This window comes from Glycomyces harbinensis (assembly GCF_900101745.1).
GTDB classification, from domain to species: Bacteria; Actinomycetota; Actinomycetes; order Mycobacteriales; family Micromonosporaceae; genus Glycomyces; species Glycomyces harbinensis.
The window spans coordinates 459,371-474,184 of record NZ_FNAD01000002.1 but is presented as its reverse complement, the minus strand read 5'-3'; the positions used below and the strand labels follow the sequence as shown (position 1 = coordinate 474,184).

Below are 14,814 nucleotides of genomic sequence, written 5' to 3'. Positions count from 1 at the left end.
CAGGCCCCGCTCGGCCCATTGCCCGCCCGGACACCTGGAGTCACAACAACGTGGACATCTCCGCTTACACCGACCGGTTCGGCCTTCTCGCCGTAGGCCTGGTCGCGTTCTTCGCGATCCTCTTGGCGCTCTACGGACTCGCCGAACTCGCCTCCCGCCGCGACCGCAGCCGTGTGGTCGCTCTCGTATTTCTGGCGCCGGCAGTGCTGTTCCTGGCCATCGGCCTGGTCTACCCGGCCCTGCGCACCGTCGTCATGTCCTTCCTCTCCGCCGACGGCTCCGAGTTCGTCGGCTTCGAGAACTACGGATGGGCCGTCACCGACCCCGACGCCCTCCAGATCCTCATCAACACCGCCATGTGGATCGTCATCGTCCCGGCCGTGTCGACCGCGCTCGGCCTGCTCTACGCCGTCCTCGTCGACGGCCGCGCGGGCGAGCGCATCTACAAGGCGCTGGTCTTCCTGCCGATGGGCATCTCGTTCGTCGGCGCGGCGATCATCTGGAAGTTCGTCTACCAGTACAAGGGCTCGGGCGACCAGATCGGCCTGCTCAACCAGATGCTCGTCTGGTTCGGGGCCGAGCCGGTCAACTGGCTCAACGAGTCGCCGTGGAACAACTTCCTGCTCATGGTGGTCCTGGTCTGGATCGAGGTCGGCTTCGCGACCGTGGTCCTGTCGGCCGCGCTCAAGGGCGTGCCCACCGAGATCGTCGAGGCCGCCCGCATCGACGGCGCGAACTCGTCGCAGATCTTCTGGAACGTCACCGTCCCCTCGATCAGGTCGGCCATCATCGTCGTCGCCGTGACCGTCTTCATCGCGACGCTCAAGCTGTTCGACATCGTGCGCGCGATGACCGGCGGCCACCACGGCACCGACGTCCTCGCCCACAACATGGTCGAGCAGGCCTTCCGGCTCAACAACGACGGCCGCGGCGCCACGATGGCCGTGCTGCTGTTCCTGCTCGTCATCCCCGTCGTCATCTACCAGGTGCGCAACATGCGACGCCAGGAACTGGAGACCCGATGAGCACCGACACCAAGGCCCAGCAGCAGGCCTCCCGGATCGGCGAGTCCCGCGGCGAGCGCCTGCGGCGGATCCTCTCCAGCCGCACCGCGAGCCTCGTGGCGGTGCTCATCGCGGCGCTGTGGACGATCCCGACCCTGGGGCTGTTCATCTCGTCGCTGCGGCCGGAGGACGACATCCGCACCTCGGGCTGGTGGACCTTCTTCACCAATCCGACGTTCACGCTCGACACGTACAACTACGTCCTGTACTCGGACTCCCAGGGCGGCGGGCTCATCCGCAACCTGATCAACACGGTCGTCATCACGATCCCCGGGGTCATCGTCCCGGTGGCGTTCGCCGCGATGGCCGCGTACGCGCTCTCCTGGATCAACTTCAAGGGGCGCAACCTGCTGTACGTCGGGATCTTCGCACTCCAGGTGGTGCCGCTCCAGATGGCGCTCATCCCGCTGCTGGCCCTGTTCAGCAAGGGCCTGCACCTCGGCGGCGTGACGATCATGCCCGCGTGGGAGCTCGAAGGGGTGAACACGATCGTCCAGGTCTGGATCGCCCACTCGATCTTCGGCCTGCCGCTGGCGATCTTCCTGCTGCACAACTTCATGCGGGAGCTCCCGGCCGACGTCATGGAGGCCGCGCGCATCGACGGCGCCAGCCACTCGCAGATCTTCCGCAAGGTGGTCCTGCCGCTGGTGACCCCGGCGCTCGCGTCGATCGGCATCTTCCAGTTCCTGTGGGTGTGGAACGACTTCCTGGTCGGGCGCACCTTCGCGCCCGGCGAGGCCACGCGGCCGCTGACGGCGGTCCTCGGCGACATGGCCGGGACGTGGGGCTTCGGCTGGACGCGGCTCCCGGCCGCGGCGTTCATCGCGATCATCGTGCCGCTCGTGGTGTTCCTGCTGCTCCAGCGCTACTTCGTGCGAGGGCTCCTGGCGGGCTCCGTCAAGGGCTAGCGCGACGACGTGAGAGGGGAGGGGCCGCGGCCCCTCCCCTCCGCGCTACCTCGCGCCGCTCCACAACCGCTGGAAGAACCCGGCGTACAGGTCCGCCACGCCCCCGTTCGCGACCCTGAGCACGTTGTCGTCGGCGTGCTTCATGCCGTTGCCGTTGAGGTTGTGCGTCCCGGTCCACACCACCGCGCGGTGCCGGTCCCCGAACTGCGCCTCGGCGACGATGAACTTGTTGCGGTGCGCGTCGTGGACGCGCACGTTCGCGGCCCCGAGCCTCTCCTCGATCCAGCCCGGGCTGCTCGTCTCCGCCGCGAGGACCACCACCCGGACCTGGCAGCCCAGGCCCTGGATCCGGTCGAGCTGGCCGCGGACGGCCGGGCGGTTCGACTGGAAGTTCGCGTGGCCCACCAGCACCCGGTCGCCGTCCCGGCAGCCGGTGATCTCGGCGAGCTGCTCACTGATCGGGTCGGTCCCCCTCGGGAACACCCAGGCCCGGCCCAGGCTCCCGGTCGTGCTCTTGTTCTTGTCGGTCCAGCCGTCCCAGCTCCCGCCGCCGAGCCGGTTCCAGTAGTCGGTGTAGAAGTCGAACAGCCGCCGGTCGCCGTGGACGCCGAGCAGGTTGTGCGCCTGCGAGGCGTGCGACTTGGTGAAGCTGAAGCTCGTCACCAGCACGGTCGGGGCGCCGCCGCGCTCGATGAGGAAGAACCGGTTGTGGTCGGGGCCGTTCCGAGTCCCGCTCCCGTTCGGCAGGCACCCGTCGGCGCACTGGGTCACGTTCGCGCCCGCGTTCTCGAGCTTGCGGATCACCGCGTCGTTCAGCGACGGCTTGTCGCTGCGGGTGCCGACGACGGCCCGCACGTCCACGCCGCGCCCCTCGGCCCGCACCATCGCCTCGGCCAGCGGGGCGACGGGCTTGTCGAGCGTCCACTGGTAGACCGCGGCCCGGACCGTGTCGCCCCGCTTCGTCGCGTCGACCTGGCGGACGATCTCGGCCACGATCGAGGTGTCCGTGCCGCCCTTCGGGTCGGTGCGGCAGACGGTGTAGTCCCCGGTCCTGGTGCACCCGGTCCCGGCGCCCGACGCCGGCGCCACCGCGGCGAGGGAGAGCACCATCGCCCCCGCCGCGGCCCATGCGATGAGTCTGCGATCCATGCTGGCAACACCCCAATCCCGTCCGGACCCGTGCAGTCCTCAGGTTTCTGAAGATCGCATGTTCCCGAAGACACGGGGAGTGTTCGGTCACCTACGGGACGTATCGCATGGTGGGGCGCTCACGGCGGTGTAATTTCCACGAGGGCGAATTGGCCACCTTGTCAGGCGGATTCCGGGAAACGACGGTCGGATTGCCGACCCTTTCTCAACAATCAATGGAGAAGACCCCGTCATTCGATCTCGCCACCAGGAGACGCCATGAGCACAAGCGCGGCAGAAGACCTGCCAGAAGAGCTCCGCCTGAGTCTCGCCGAGCAGATCGCACAGCGACCCGAGCGCGCCCAGCCGCAGTCGCTCCCCGAAGACCAGGCCCGCACCGCCGAGCCCGTCGGCACCGGCGGCTGGCTGCTGGTCGGGATGCTCATCGTGGTCGCCGTCGGCGTCCTGATGCTCTTGATCTTCGCGTCCGGCGGCAACGCCGAGCAGTCGCTCATGCTCTAGAGCCCGGGTCACTGCGGCCTCGTCCGGGTGCCGGGCGCCATGCGGGAGTGGGAGGATCATCCCCGTGGAAACCTGGCGTGGAATAGACGCGACCCCAGAGGGCCGGCCCGCTTCCGTCGTGGCCATCGGCGTGTTCGACGGCGTGCACCGCGGCCACGCCGCCCTGATCCGCACCGCCGCGAAGGCCGCCGCCGAACGCGACGCCCGCTGCGTCGTGGTCACCTTCGACCCGCACCCGACCGCCGTGGTCGCGCCGCACGCCGTCCCGGCCCAGCTCACCAGCGTGGAACGCCGGCTCGAGCTGCTGGAGGCGCTCGGCGTCGACGCCGTGTGCGTGCTCCCGTTCACCGAGGAGCTCTCCAAGCTCAGCCCCGACTACTTCGTCCGCCACGTGCTCGTCGGCGGCCTGCACGCCAAGGCCGTGTGCGTGGGCGAGAACTTCCGCTTCGGCCACAAGGCCGCCGGCGACGTCGCCAAGCTCACCGAGCTGGGCGAGGAGTTCGGCTTCGAGGTGCTCCCGCAGACCCTCACGGCGGATGACGAGGCCTTCTCCTCCACGCGCGTGCGCCGCCTCGTCGCCGAAGGCGACGTGTCCGGCGCCGCCGAGGTCCTCGGCCGCGACTTCGGCCTCGAGGGCACCGTCGTGCACGGGGCCGGGCGCGGCGGGACCGCCCTGGGCTTCCCGACCGCGAACCTCCAGGTCGCCCCGAACACCGCGATCCCCGCCGACGGGGTCTACGCGGGCTGGTTCTACCGCGACTCGCACCGCCACGCGGCGGCGATCAGCGTCGGGACGAACCCGACCTTCGACGGCGCCGAGCGCACCGTGGAGGCCTACCTCCTGGACTTCTCCGGGGACCTCTACGGCGAGACGGTCCGCCTCGACTTCACCGCGCGCCTGCGCGGCCAGGTCGCCTTCGAGGGGGTCGAGCCCCTGATCGCGCAGATCGAGACCGACGTCGCAGACACCCGCCGGGCCTTGGAGCTGGGCTGACGCCCCCTGTACAGTTTTCGGAGTCTGCACGTTCTCCGCAGGCGACTCTTGACCAATCTGCTCGACACCGCGGATTGGCCGTAACTCATGAAAGGGTGTTCGAACATGGCGCTCGACGCTGAAAAGAAGGCCGCGGTCATCAAGGAGTACGCGCTCACCGAGGGCGACTCCGGCTCCACCGACGTCCAGGTCGCGATCCTGACGACCCGCATCCGCGAGCTCACCGCCCACGTCCAGGTCCACAAGCACGACCACCACTCCCGTCGTGGCCTGCTCCTCCTGGTCGGCAAGCGCCGCCGTCTCCTCAAGTACCTGAAGAAGGAAGACATCGCGCGCTACCGCAACCTGATCGAGCGTCTCGGCATTCGCGACAACGCCTAGCCGACTCGACGAAGGGAGCGCCCCCGAGCGGGGCGCTCCCTTTTCCGTGCCCGGTCCGACATACCTTCGAAGGCGCATATCGGGGCTCACTTTTGCTTCGCGGCTGCCGCCGCGGCGGGCGGGTAACGTAGTGTGGGCGATGAGCACCACGCTCGACCGCAGCGCCTCAGGACGAGGCGCGGCGCGGCTCGCCAGAGACCGCCCCGGTCCTCGGTAGTGGCATCCGGAACGTCCCGCGCGACGCGGGGCCCATTCTCCGAGTGCTTCGATCGAAGACCGGAACGCGTATAGGCGGGCGGCGCTCTTACCACGCAGTGCAACTGCACTACAAAAGGAGACCGCACTCTATGTCCGATACCGAACGGACGCCCGAGGCCTTCAACCTCGGGGAGCACCACGCCACCGCCGTCATCGACAACGGCGCATTCGGCACCCGCAAGATCGTCTTCAGCACCGGCCGCCTGGCCAAGCTGGCCCAGGGCTCGGCGATCGTCCAGATGGACGACACCGTGGTCCTCTCGACGACCTCGGCCTCGAAGAACCCGAAGGACCACTTCGACTTCTTCCCGCTGACGGTCGACATCGAGGAGCGGATGTACGCCGCCGGGCGCATTCCCGGCTCGTTCTTCCGCCGCGAGGGCCGCCCCAGCGAGAACGCCATCCTCATCTGCCGCCTCATCGACCGCGGCCTGCGCCCGTCCTTCGTGTCGGGCCTGCGCAACGAGGTCCAGGTCATCGGCACGATCCTCGCCGTCGACGCGAAGGACGAGTACGACGTGGTCGCCATGAACGGCGCCTCCATGTCGACCCAGCTCGCCGGCCTGCCCTTCTCGGGCCCGCTCGGCTCGACCCGCGTCGTCCTCATCGACGGCACCTGGGTCGCGTTCCCGACGCTGGAGCAGATCGAGAAGGCCACCTTCGACATGGTCGTCACCGGCCGCGTCCTGGAGTCCGGCGAGGTCGCGATCATGATGGTCGAGGCCGAGGCCACGACCAACACGATCAGCCTCATCGCCGCCAGCGGCACCAAGCCGACCGAAGAGGTCGTCGCCAGCGGCCTGGAGGCCGTCAAGCCGGTCATCGCCGAGCTGGTCCGCGCCCAGGCCGAACTGGCCGCCGTCGCGGCCAAGCCCGTCGCCGACTACCCGCGCTTCCTCGACTACCAGGACGACGCGTTCGCCGCCGTCGAGTCGACCGTCTCGGCCGAGCTCGACCAGGCGCTCCAGATCGCCGACAAGACCGACCGCCAGGACGAGCTCGACCGCGTCAAGTCGGTCATGCTCGAGAAGCTCGGCGCCGACTTCGAGGGACGCGAAGGGGAGCTCTCCGCTTCGCTGCGCTCGCTCACCAAGAAGCTGGTCCGCAAGCGCGTCATCGGCGAGGGCGTCCGCATCGACGGCCGCCTGCCGGCGTACATCCGGCCGCTCGCCGCCGAGGCCGGGATTCTTCCCCGCGTCCACGGCTCGGCCCTGTTCGAGCGCGGCGAGACCCAGATCATGGGTGTCACCACGCTGAACATGCTGCGCATGGAGCAGGCCATCGACACGCTGTCGCCGGTCAGCAAGAAGCGCTACATGCACAACTACAACTTCCCGCCGTACTCGACCGGTGAGACCGGCCGCGTGGGTTCGCCCAAGCGCCGCGAGATCGGCCACGGCGCGCTCGCCGAGCGGGCGCTCGTGCCGGTGCTGCCGAGCCGCGAGGAGTTCCCCTACGCGATCCGCCAGGTGTCCGAGGCGCTCGCGTCGAACGGTTCGACCTCGATGGGCTCGGTCTGCGCGTCCACGATGTCGCTCATGAACGCCGGCGTGCCGATCAAGGCCCCCGTCGCGGGCATCGCGATGGGCCTCATCTCCGAGGTCGTGGACGGCGAGACCAAGTACGTCACGCTGACCGACATCCTCGGCGCCGAGGACGCTTACGGCGACATGGACTTCAAGGTCGCCGGCACCGCCGAGTTCGTCACGGCCCTCCAGCTGGACACGAAGCTCGACGGCCTGCCGTCGGACGTGCTGGCGAAGGCGCTGCAGCAGGCCAACGACGCCCGCCACGCGATCCTCGACGTCATGCTCGACGCGATCAGCGAGCCGGGCGAGCTGGCCGCGACCGCGCCGCGGATCACGACCCTGAAGATCCCCGTGGACAAGATCGGCGCGATCATCGGCCCGAAGGGCCAGACGATCAACCAGATCCAGGACGACACGGGCGCGGACATCACCGTCGAGGACGACGGCACGATCTACGTGTCGGCGGAGAACGGCGAGGCTGCTCAGGCCGCGGTCGAGACGATCAACGCCATCGCGAACCCGACCCTCCCGAACGTGGGGGACCGGTTCCTGGGCACGGTCGTCAAGACCACCGACTTCGGCGCGTTCATCTCGCTGGTGCCGGGCCGCGACGGTCTGCTGCACATCTCGAAGGTCGGCGACGGCAAGCGCGTCGAGCGCGTCGAGGACGTCCTTGGCGTCGGCGACAAGGTCGAGGTCGAGATCGGCGACATCGACAACCGCGGCAAGATCTACCTCGACAAGGTCTACCCGGAGGGCCAGGAGCCCGAGGGCTACAAGAAGGGCCGCCCGGCCGAGCGCAAGGAGTCCCGCGGGGACTCCCGCGGCGAGCGGGGCGACCGCGGTGACCGCGGCCCGCGCCGCGACCGCGAGCGCTCCGGCGAGCGCCCCTCCGGCGGCGGCGAGCGCGGCGAGCGCGCTCCGTCCGCTTCCGGCGGCGACCGCGGTGGCGACGGCGAGCGCCGTCGCCGGCGCACCCGTCGTTCCGAAGACGGTGGAGGCTCGGAAGAGTAGATGAGTCGACCCCAGACTCGCACGCTCGTGGATGACCCGTTGGGCGGTACCGTCACCTCGACGGTGCTGCCCAACGGGCTTCATGTGCTCACCGAATCCGTCCCCGCCCTGCGCACGGCGTCCGTCGGCGCCTGGGTCGGGGTCGGTTCCCGCGACGAGACCCCGGAGCTGTCGGGGGCCTCGCACTTCCTGGAGCACCTGCTGTTCAAGGGGACCGCGAAGCGCTCGGCCGCCGAGATCTCCAGGGCCATCGAGGCCGTCGGCGGCGACTCGAACGCGTACACGGCCCGCGACCACACCTGCTTCTACGAGCGGGTCCTCGCCGCGGACCTGCCGCTGGCGGTGGACGTGCTGGGCGACTCGGTCAGCGCCTCGCTGGTCGCCGACGCCGATGTGGAGACCGAGCGGGGGGTGATCCTCGAGGAGATCGCGGCCTCGGCGGACGAGCCGTCCGAGATGGTCTACGAGTACTTCAACAAGGCGCTGTTCGGGTCCGGTGCGCTCGGGCGGGACATCGCCGGCACGGTGGAGACGGTGCGCGCGATGACCGCCGGGCAGATACGCGACTTCTACGCCGCGCACTACCGGCTGGATAACATGGTGGTGTGCGCCGCCGGGGGCGTGGACCACGACGATTTCGTGAAGCTGGTCCGGGAGGCGTTCGCGCCGCTGGAGGGCCGTGCGGCGGTGCCCGCGCAGCGGCTGGCCGCCGATGCCCCGCCCGAGCGCCCCGCGCCGCTGGTGGTCTCGCGCGACGACACCGAGCAGGCCCACCTCGTGGTCGGCTGCCGGACGTTCTCGCGCCTCGACGACCGCAAGGACGCGATGGGCATCCTGTGCAACGTGCTGGGCGGCGGGATGTCCTCGCGCCTGTTCCAGTCCATCCGCGAGGAGCGCGGCCTGGTCTACACGATCTCGGCCTCGGACTCGTTCTTCGCCGACACCGGCACGTTCAGCGTGTACGCCGGGTGCCGTCCCGAGAAGGCGTCCGAGGTGCGCGAGCTGATCCAGGCCGAGCTCGACAAGGTGGTGCGCGGCGGCGTCACCGCCGAGGAGCTGGCGCGCGGCAAGAAGATGTACGAGGTCGGGCTCCTCATGGGCATGGAGGACTCCCACACCCGCATGAACTGGCTCGGGCGCGAGCAGCTCCTGTACGGCGAGGTGACCAGCCTGGAGGACGACCTGGCCGAGAACGCCGCGGTCACGGCCGACCAGGTCCGGGCGGTGGCGGCGGACGTCCTGTCGCAGCCGATGACGACCGCCGCGGTGGGACCGTTCGACGAGAAGGACTTCCGATGATCAAGGTGGGTGTGCTCGGTGCGCACGGCCGCATGGGCCGGGCCGTGTGCGAGGCGGTGGACGCCGCCGACGACCTGGAACTGGCCGCGACCGTGGGGCGCGACGAGTCGCTCGGGAAGCTCGCGGGCGTCGACGTGGTCGTGGACTTCACGCTGCCCGACGCGGTGATGGACAACCTGTCCTGGTGCGTCGACCACGGTGTCCACACGGTGGTCGGCGTCTCGGGCTTCGACGCGAAGCGCTTGGAGGCCGCGCGCGAGATCCTCGCCGCGGACCCGGAGGTCGGGTCGGTCATCGCCCCGAACTTCGGGATCGGCGCGGTGCTGCTCATGCAGTTCGCCGCGAAGGCCGCCAGGCACTTCGACTCGGCGGAGATCATCGAGGCGCACCATCCGCGCAAGATCGACGCGCCTTCGGGGACGGCCGTGCACACCGCGCGGCTGATCGCCGCGGCGCGCGCCGAGGCCGGGTTGTCGGACATGCCGGACGCGACCGAGGTCGACCCGCAGGGGTCGCGCGGCGCGGAGGTCGACGGGGTGCGGGTGCACGCGATCCGCTCGGCCGGTTACGTCGCGAGCCAGGAGGTCCGCTTCGGCGGTCCGGGCGAGCGCTTCGCGATCAGCCACGACTCGCTCGACCGGGCCTCGTTCATGCCCGGCGTGCTGCTCGCGGTCCGCGAGGTCGTCAAGCGCCCCGGTCTGACCGTGGGGATCGACGACCTGCTCGACTGATCTCTTCGAACGCTGACCGCCGGTCGACCCTCGGGTCAGCCGGCGGTCGTGCTTTCGGAGGGCGAGGGCTCCTGCTCCTCGGGTTCGGGGCTCGCGGTCTCCCCGGTGCCGCCCTGGCCGCCGCCGGTCTGGCCGGCGTCCTCGGAGGTCGACTCGCCGGGCGTCTCGGACGCGGTCGGTTCCTCCGTGGTGGGCGCGTCGCCGGTCGGCGCCTCGGTGGCGTCCTCGCTGGGGGTCGCGTCGCCGCTCGGCTGCTCGGAGGCGGTCTCGGCCGGGTCGGTGGTCTCGTTCGGGGTCACGACGATCGTGGTCTGCGTGTCGCCCTGGATGAACCGGTCGGGGTCGCCGGTGAAGGCGCCGATGAGGTAGAGCGTGCCGATGGTGAGGCCGAAGACCAGGACGCTGGAGACGAGGATCGCGACGAGGGTCCGCTTGCGCGACCGCGCCGCGGGCTCGCCGGGCGGGACCTCCTCGGGCGGTGCGGCGAGGTCGGCGGTGTCGTCCCCGAGGGCTTCGAGTTCGTCGGCGGTGGGGATCTTCGCGGTGGCCGAGACGCTCTCCGGGTGCATCGCGACGGTCGCGTCGTCGCCGGGGACGGCGCCGGGCGCCGCGGCGCCCGGGACGGTGTTCGGGGCCTTGCCCTGGGCGACCGGGGCCATCGCGGCGATCTGGGATTTGATGCGGTCGCCGGTGCGGCGCATGGCCCTGAGGATGAGGACCGCGCCGATGGAGGAGCAGACGCTGAGGACGGCGGTGCCGGCGACCGTGCCCCAGATGTTGAGGACTTTCGCAAGGAGCGCGCCGATGACGGTGGCCCCGGCCGCGGCCAGGACCTGACCGATGCTCAGTTCCAGGCCGTTGTCCTTGTCCTTGCGGCCCTTGCTCTCCGAGCGGTACTGAGTCAACGGCCCTCCCGACTGGTGTTATCGATCTGTGATGCGGACGGACTCACCAGGATACGGGCCGTATAGGTGCCGCCTACCGTTTGTGTTCGAGTTAACGGCGGGGGGCGGTGCCGACGGAGTGGCGGCGCAGCGCGACCCACTGGGCCAGCCACAGCAGTCCGGCGATCACCACGACCGAGGCGACGGCGGCGACGGCGAAGGCCCGGCCGTCGTTCTCGACGGCGGTGGCGTTGAGGTCGTAGTCCTCGCCGGGGGTCATGGTCCAGGTGACGGTGCGGCCGTCGAGCTCGCCGTTGTGCTCGGTGACGGTGGCGGGGAAGTTGACGCTGATGAGGATCTCGGCGTCCTCGAACGCGTCGGCGTCGATGAACCCGGCGGCGCGGAGGTCCCAGTAGCCTTCGAGGTCGTACTCGCGGCCGGAGTGGGTGAGGCGCAGGTAGCCCCATTCGTCGCCGCCGAACTCGGCGAAGTCGGCGAGGGGGCGGTCGGTGAAGGTCCCGGTCTGGCCGGTGAAGCCGTCCTGCTCGTAGCGGGTGCGCTCGGTGCCGGGGACGCCGTCGAGGAGGGCGTCGAGGAAGGCGTCGAGCTGGTCCTGGTCGAGGCCGAGCTCGGCGGACCGGTCGAGGAAGTCCTCGCTCCACGCGGCGGTGAAGGTCCCGCCGACGGTGTCGTCGGGCCGGATCTCGAGGCCGAGGTCGAGCCGGAGGCAGCCGCCCGCGGTGAACAGCAGTGCGAGCGCGGCGGCGGCGACGAGCGCGCGGCGGGCAGTGCGACGGAGCATGAACCGAGCCTAAGCGCCCGAACGGCACGGACCGCCGTTTTCGAAGACTCGGGACACGGATTGTCGGACCCCGGGGCCACCCTTGTATCGGGGGCCCTGCGAACGGGCGCCGGTCGCTCTCGCCGTGCCCGCCGGCCGTTCGAAGGAACGGCGGCGTTCTTGTCGTACCCCCGAGCCACCCTGGTGCAAGGGGCCCTGCGAACGGGGGCCGAGTGCTCTCGCCGTGCCCGCGGAACGCCGCTTTCGGCCGCGGCCGTTAGTCTGGTGGCGAGGAGGCGATGTGTGCGCTGTCGATGATGCCGCCCTGAGCGGGCACCCCGGCGATTCCCGGACCCCGCCCGCCGCCGGCGTCCCCGACCCGGTGTCGCCCGCGCCGACCGCGTCCGACCCCGCGCCGCCCGAGCGGCGCCGCCGGCGCTGGGCCGGCGACCTGTTCGCCTACCCCTGGTTCGCCCCGCTCGCGGTCCTCGGGTGCTTCGCGGCCGCCGCCGCGGGCGTGGCCGCCACGGACCCGACCGACAACACCGGCCCGACCACCTGCCTCTTCAAGCTCACCACCGGCTTCGACTGCCCCGGCTGCGGCGGCACCCGCGCGTTCTACTACGTGCTCACCCTCAACCTGCCCGAAGCGGCCCGCCACCACCTCATGGCCGTCTTCGCCGCCCCGTTCCTCGTCTGGATCTACCTGACCTGGGCCCTCCCGCGACTGGTCCCCAGACGCGCCTGGCGGCTGCCGACCTTCCACCTCACCCCGAAGGCCCTCACCGGCTTCCTCCTCGTGTGGGCCGCGTTCTTCATCGTCCGCAACCTGCCCTGGGAGCCGTTCACGTTCTACTACGTGTGAGAGCCCGGCCGCCGAGGCGACCGGGCTCTCCCGTGGGTGTTGTGTGCAGTTCAAGCGGCCCGGTCGACCCGGGCCGGGTCCGCTACGCGTAGGCGCTGGCGCGGTGCAGGTAGATGTCGCCCGAGACCGAGCGCGCCCGCACCTCCAGGCTCGTGCCGCCGCCCGCCGGCGCCGGCGACGTGTCGCCCGTGGCCAGCTCGGAGGTCACGGTGCCGGCCTTCGCGTCCAGGTCCACCCAGACGTCCGTGCCCGGCACCACGCCGAGGCTGATGCGCCCCGAGACGGTGTTCGCCTTGACGCTGCCCGACTTGATCGCGGCCAGCTCGATGCCGCCCGAGAGCGTGTTGACGTTCGCGTTGCCGTCGACGCGCTCGGCGTTGATCGACCCGGCCACCGTCTTCGCGGTGAAGTCCCCGCCGACGTGGTCGGCCTTGACCAGGCCCGAAGCGGTGTTGGCCCGGAGGTCCTCGGTCGCGTCGATGACGCTGATCGAACCCGAGACCGTGTTGGCGCGCACGCTCGTGGCGCTCTCCACGGTGGCGGAGCCGGCGACGGTGTTGATCGAGACCGCGCCCAGCTTGCCGTGCAGGCTGATCGGGGCGGAAGTGCTCTTGACCGAGACCTCCGAGCCGACCGGGACCTTCACCGAGAGGTGCACGCCGATCTCCTTGCGGAAGAACCAGTTCGTGGGCTTCTCGGGGGCCACCACGCGCAGGTGCCCGTTCTCGAACTCGACGCGCGCCAGGTCGGCGGCGTCGCCGTCGCCCTCGGAGCGGCGCTGCGCGGGCTTGATCTCCACCAGCACCGTCTTCGCTTCGTGGGCGGTCACGGTGATCGAGCCGTCGGCGAGCGTGATCGCCGCCGTGACGGGCCCGTCGTGGGTGAATTCGGTGTATTCGTTCATGAGAGGAGCTCCTAAGCCCTGGCGTAGCCGGTGATGCGCTGGCTGTACTTCGCGCCGCCGCCGGAAGGACCGGAGGTGCGCGAAGCGTGCACCGCGTTGTTGATGGCGCGGACCAGCCAGGCGTTGACCGAGGCGCCGTCGGCCGAAGCGGCCTTCTCGACGTCCTCCTTCAGCGACTCGGGCAGGCGCAGCGTGATGCGGGCGACGTCGTCGTCCACCGGCGGGGCCGGAGGCGGCGCGGCCTCGGCGGTCTCGCCGCCGCTGACGCGCAGGTCCACTTCCCTGCCCCGCACGCGCAGGTCGACCGACGCCGAGGAGCCGGCCTGATCCAGTCCGGCGGTGATCTCGGCGGCGGCCTCGGAGAGGGCCTCCATGAGTGCCAGGCGAGCGCCCGCGTCGAGCGCTTCCGACAAGAGTTCCGCGGTCCGCGCGGCTTCCTCGCCGCCGGGCGCGGCGGCAGCGGTGAGGCTCCGGCGGAGCGATTCGATATACGGCGTCAAGTCCATGACACCATGATGACATCATTTCTGACGTCTGTCAAGCGGCGTGTTGAAACCAGAAGATGCGCAACGCGCTCAACCGAACCACCCCCGCCACGCCCGAAACACCCGACCCGCGAGCCGGACCCGGGCGCGTGCCGGACCACACTCCGCCCACGAGTACCCTCAGGGAGTCGAGAACCAGCAATAACAGGCACCGAACACGAAACGAGGGGGAGCGGGGATGCCCGAAATCGTACCGATGGACGTCCGACTCATCGCCTGGACGCACTTCGAGTCCCCGGCCGAAGTCCCCTGGGACACCGACGCCGACGGCGGACAGGCCCTCGCAGAATTCGCCGGACGCGCCTGCTACCAGTCCTGGACCAAGCCCAACCCCAAGACCGCCAGCAACGCCGGCTACCTCGACCACATCCTCCAAGTGGGACACCTCTCCGTCCTCGAGCACGGCTCCGTCAGCTTCTACCTCAGCGGCATCTCCCGCTCCCTCACCCACGAGCTGATCCGCCACCGCCACTTCTCCTACTCCCAGCTGTCCCAGCGCTACGTCCCCGAGCGCGACGCCCGCATGGTCGAACCCGACGTCATCGCCGCCGACCCCGAACTCCACGAGCGCTTCCAAGCCGCCGCCGAAGCCGCCCAGAGCGCATACGACGACCTCCTCGAAGGCCTCGAGAAGAAGTTCGCCGACGTCGCCAACGCGACCCTGCGCCGAAAGCAGGCGCGCCAAGCGGCGCGATCGGTACTGCCCAACGCCACCGAGACCCGCATCGTCGTGACCGGCAACTACCGCGCCTGGCGCCACTTCATCGCCATGCGCGCCTCCGAGCACGCCGACGTCGAGATCCGGGCGCTGGCCATCGAATGCCTCAAGCAGCTCAAGGAGAAGGCCGCCAACGTCTTCGCCGACTTCCAGATCACGAAACTCGACGACGGCACCGAGGTCGCCTCCAGTCCCTACGTCACCGAGGGGTAGCGAGCAGCGGGCGAGGCCGCACCACCCCGCGCACCGGGCCCCCGCGGCCCGCGAGCAGCGCCGTGGCGAAACCACG

Annotated in this window: 15 protein-coding genes; 10 read left to right on the top strand and 5 right to left on the bottom strand. The window is 70.3% G+C overall.

The annotated features are described in order from the left end of the window. The first annotated feature begins 50 nt into the window (after nt 1-50). Nucleotides 51-1,025 carry a carbohydrate ABC transporter permease gene (locus BLQ63_RS05815; RefSeq protein WP_218125079.1) on the top strand — a complete coding sequence of 325 codons (975 nt, stop codon included), beginning with the start codon at nt 51-53 and terminating at the stop codon, nt 1,023-1,025. Further along, nucleotides 1,022-1,972 (top strand): carbohydrate ABC transporter permease, encoded by a 951-nt coding sequence (locus BLQ63_RS05810; protein WP_091029964.1) that lies wholly within the window; start codon nt 1,022-1,024, stop codon nt 1,970-1,972. Before BLQ63_RS05815 ends, BLQ63_RS05810 begins: the two co-directional genes overlap by 4 nt. A 45-nt stretch (nt 1,973-2,017) precedes the next feature. On the opposite strand, the gene BLQ63_RS05805 is transcribed toward BLQ63_RS05810, so the two are convergent. Then, nucleotides 2,018-3,121 carry a phospholipase D-like domain-containing protein gene (locus BLQ63_RS05805; protein WP_143014777.1) on the bottom strand — a complete coding sequence of 368 codons (1,104 nt, stop codon included), beginning with the start codon at nt 3,119-3,121 and terminating at the stop codon, nt 2,018-2,020. 258 nt (nt 3,122-3,379) lie between these two features. On the opposite strand from BLQ63_RS05805, the gene BLQ63_RS05800 reads away from it, so the two are divergent. The 6 genes from BLQ63_RS05800 to dapB all read left to right on the top strand — a co-directional run bounded on the left by BLQ63_RS05800 (nt 3,380) and on the right by dapB (nt 9,828). Beyond that, nucleotides 3,380-3,622, top strand: coding sequence for a hypothetical protein (locus BLQ63_RS05800; RefSeq protein ID WP_091029958.1), 243 nt, complete (start codon nt 3,380-3,382; stop codon nt 3,620-3,622). A gap of 64 nt (nt 3,623-3,686) precedes the next feature. After that, complete coding sequence (locus BLQ63_RS05795; RefSeq protein WP_091029954.1) at nt 3,687-4,616, top strand: bifunctional riboflavin kinase/FAD synthetase; 930 nt, start codon at nt 3,687-3,689, stop codon at nt 4,614-4,616. Nucleotides 4,617-4,721: 105 nt separating this feature from the next. Then, nucleotides 4,722-4,997 (top strand): 30S ribosomal protein S15, encoded by a 276-nt coding sequence (gene rpsO, locus BLQ63_RS05790; protein ID WP_091029951.1) that lies wholly within the window; start codon nt 4,722-4,724, stop codon nt 4,995-4,997. A 347-nt stretch (nt 4,998-5,344) separates the two neighbouring features. Continuing rightward, nucleotides 5,345-7,798 carry a polyribonucleotide nucleotidyltransferase gene (locus BLQ63_RS05785; RefSeq protein WP_091029947.1) on the top strand — a complete coding sequence of 818 codons (2,454 nt, stop codon included), beginning with the start codon at nt 5,345-5,347 and terminating at the stop codon, nt 7,796-7,798. Next, nucleotides 7,799-9,097, top strand: coding sequence for a M16 family metallopeptidase (locus BLQ63_RS05780; RefSeq protein ID WP_091029942.1), 1,299 nt, complete (start codon nt 7,799-7,801; stop codon nt 9,095-9,097). Next, nucleotides 9,094-9,828, top strand: a complete 735-nt coding sequence (dapB, locus tag BLQ63_RS05775; RefSeq protein ID WP_091029937.1) for a 4-hydroxy-tetrahydrodipicolinate reductase — start codon at nt 9,094-9,096, stop codon at nt 9,826-9,828. Before BLQ63_RS05780 ends, dapB begins: the two co-directional genes overlap by 4 nt. 35 nt (nt 9,829-9,863) lie before the next feature. Here the strand turns inward: dapB and BLQ63_RS05770 are convergent, their stop codons facing one another. Then, nucleotides 9,864-10,733, bottom strand: a complete 870-nt coding sequence (locus BLQ63_RS05770; protein ID WP_091029934.1) for a hypothetical protein — start codon at nt 10,731-10,733, stop codon at nt 9,864-9,866. Between the two features lie 91 nt (nt 10,734-10,824). Continuing rightward, nucleotides 10,825-11,514 (bottom strand): LppM family (lipo)protein, encoded by a 690-nt coding sequence (locus tag BLQ63_RS05765; protein WP_091029930.1) that lies wholly within the window; start codon nt 11,512-11,514, stop codon nt 10,825-10,827. A 280-nt stretch (nt 11,515-11,794) separates the two neighbouring features. Here BLQ63_RS05765 and BLQ63_RS05760 point away from each other — a divergent pair, with 280 nt between their 5' ends. Then, entirely contained in the window at nt 11,795-12,358 is a 564-nt protein-coding gene (locus BLQ63_RS05760) for a DUF2752 domain-containing protein (RefSeq protein ID WP_218125078.1), read from the top strand. Between the two features lie 82 nt (nt 12,359-12,440). Here the strand turns inward: BLQ63_RS05760 and BLQ63_RS05755 are convergent, their stop codons facing one another. Together BLQ63_RS05755 and BLQ63_RS05750 are read right to left on the bottom strand one after the other, a co-directional pair. Next, entirely contained in the window at nt 12,441-13,262 is an 822-nt protein-coding gene (locus BLQ63_RS05755; RefSeq protein WP_091029927.1) for a DUF4097 family beta strand repeat-containing protein, read from the bottom strand. A gap of 11 nt (nt 13,263-13,273) precedes the next feature. Continuing rightward, the gene (locus BLQ63_RS05750; protein ID WP_091029924.1) at nt 13,274-13,768 is read right to left on the bottom strand and encodes a hypothetical protein; all 495 of its coding nucleotides are present in this window, start codon (nt 13,766-13,768) and stop codon (nt 13,274-13,276) included. Nucleotides 13,769-13,985: 217 nt separating this feature from the next. On the opposite strand from BLQ63_RS05750, the gene thyX reads away from it, so the two are divergent. Continuing rightward, a complete protein-coding gene (thyX, locus tag BLQ63_RS05745) occupies nt 13,986-14,738 on the top strand; it encodes an FAD-dependent thymidylate synthase (protein ID WP_091029922.1) in 753 nt (250 codons plus the stop codon). Nucleotides 14,739-14,814: the final 76 nt, after the last annotated feature.

Coding starts and splice junctions, on each gene's coding strand:
- BLQ63_RS05765 (WP_091029930.1), bottom strand. CDS start 11,514: ATGCTCCGTCGCACTGCCCGCCGCGCGCTCGTCGCCGCCGCCGCGCTC.
- BLQ63_RS05750 (WP_091029924.1), bottom strand. CDS start 13,768: ATGGACTTGACGCCGTATATCGAATCGCTCCGCCGGAGCCTCACCGCT.
- BLQ63_RS05785 (WP_091029947.1), top strand. CDS start 5,345: ATGTCCGATACCGAACGGACGCCCGAGGCCTTCAACCTCGGGGAGCAC.
- BLQ63_RS05805 (WP_143014777.1), bottom strand. CDS start 3,121: ATGGATCGCAGACTCATCGCATGGGCCGCGGCGGGGGCGATGGTGCTC.
- BLQ63_RS05810 (WP_091029964.1), top strand. CDS start 1,022: ATGAGCACCGACACCAAGGCCCAGCAGCAGGCCTCCCGGATCGGCGAG.
- thyX (WP_091029922.1), top strand. CDS start 13,986: ATGCCCGAAATCGTACCGATGGACGTCCGACTCATCGCCTGGACGCAC.
- BLQ63_RS05755 (WP_091029927.1), bottom strand. CDS start 13,262: ATGAACGAATACACCGAATTCACCCACGACGGGCCCGTCACGGCGGCG.
- BLQ63_RS05800 (WP_091029958.1), top strand. CDS start 3,380: ATGAGCACAAGCGCGGCAGAAGACCTGCCAGAAGAGCTCCGCCTGAGT.
- BLQ63_RS05780 (WP_091029942.1), top strand. CDS start 7,799: ATGAGTCGACCCCAGACTCGCACGCTCGTGGATGACCCGTTGGGCGGT.
- dapB (WP_091029937.1), top strand. CDS start 9,094: ATGATCAAGGTGGGTGTGCTCGGTGCGCACGGCCGCATGGGCCGGGCC.
- rpsO (WP_091029951.1), top strand. CDS start 4,722: ATGGCGCTCGACGCTGAAAAGAAGGCCGCGGTCATCAAGGAGTACGCG.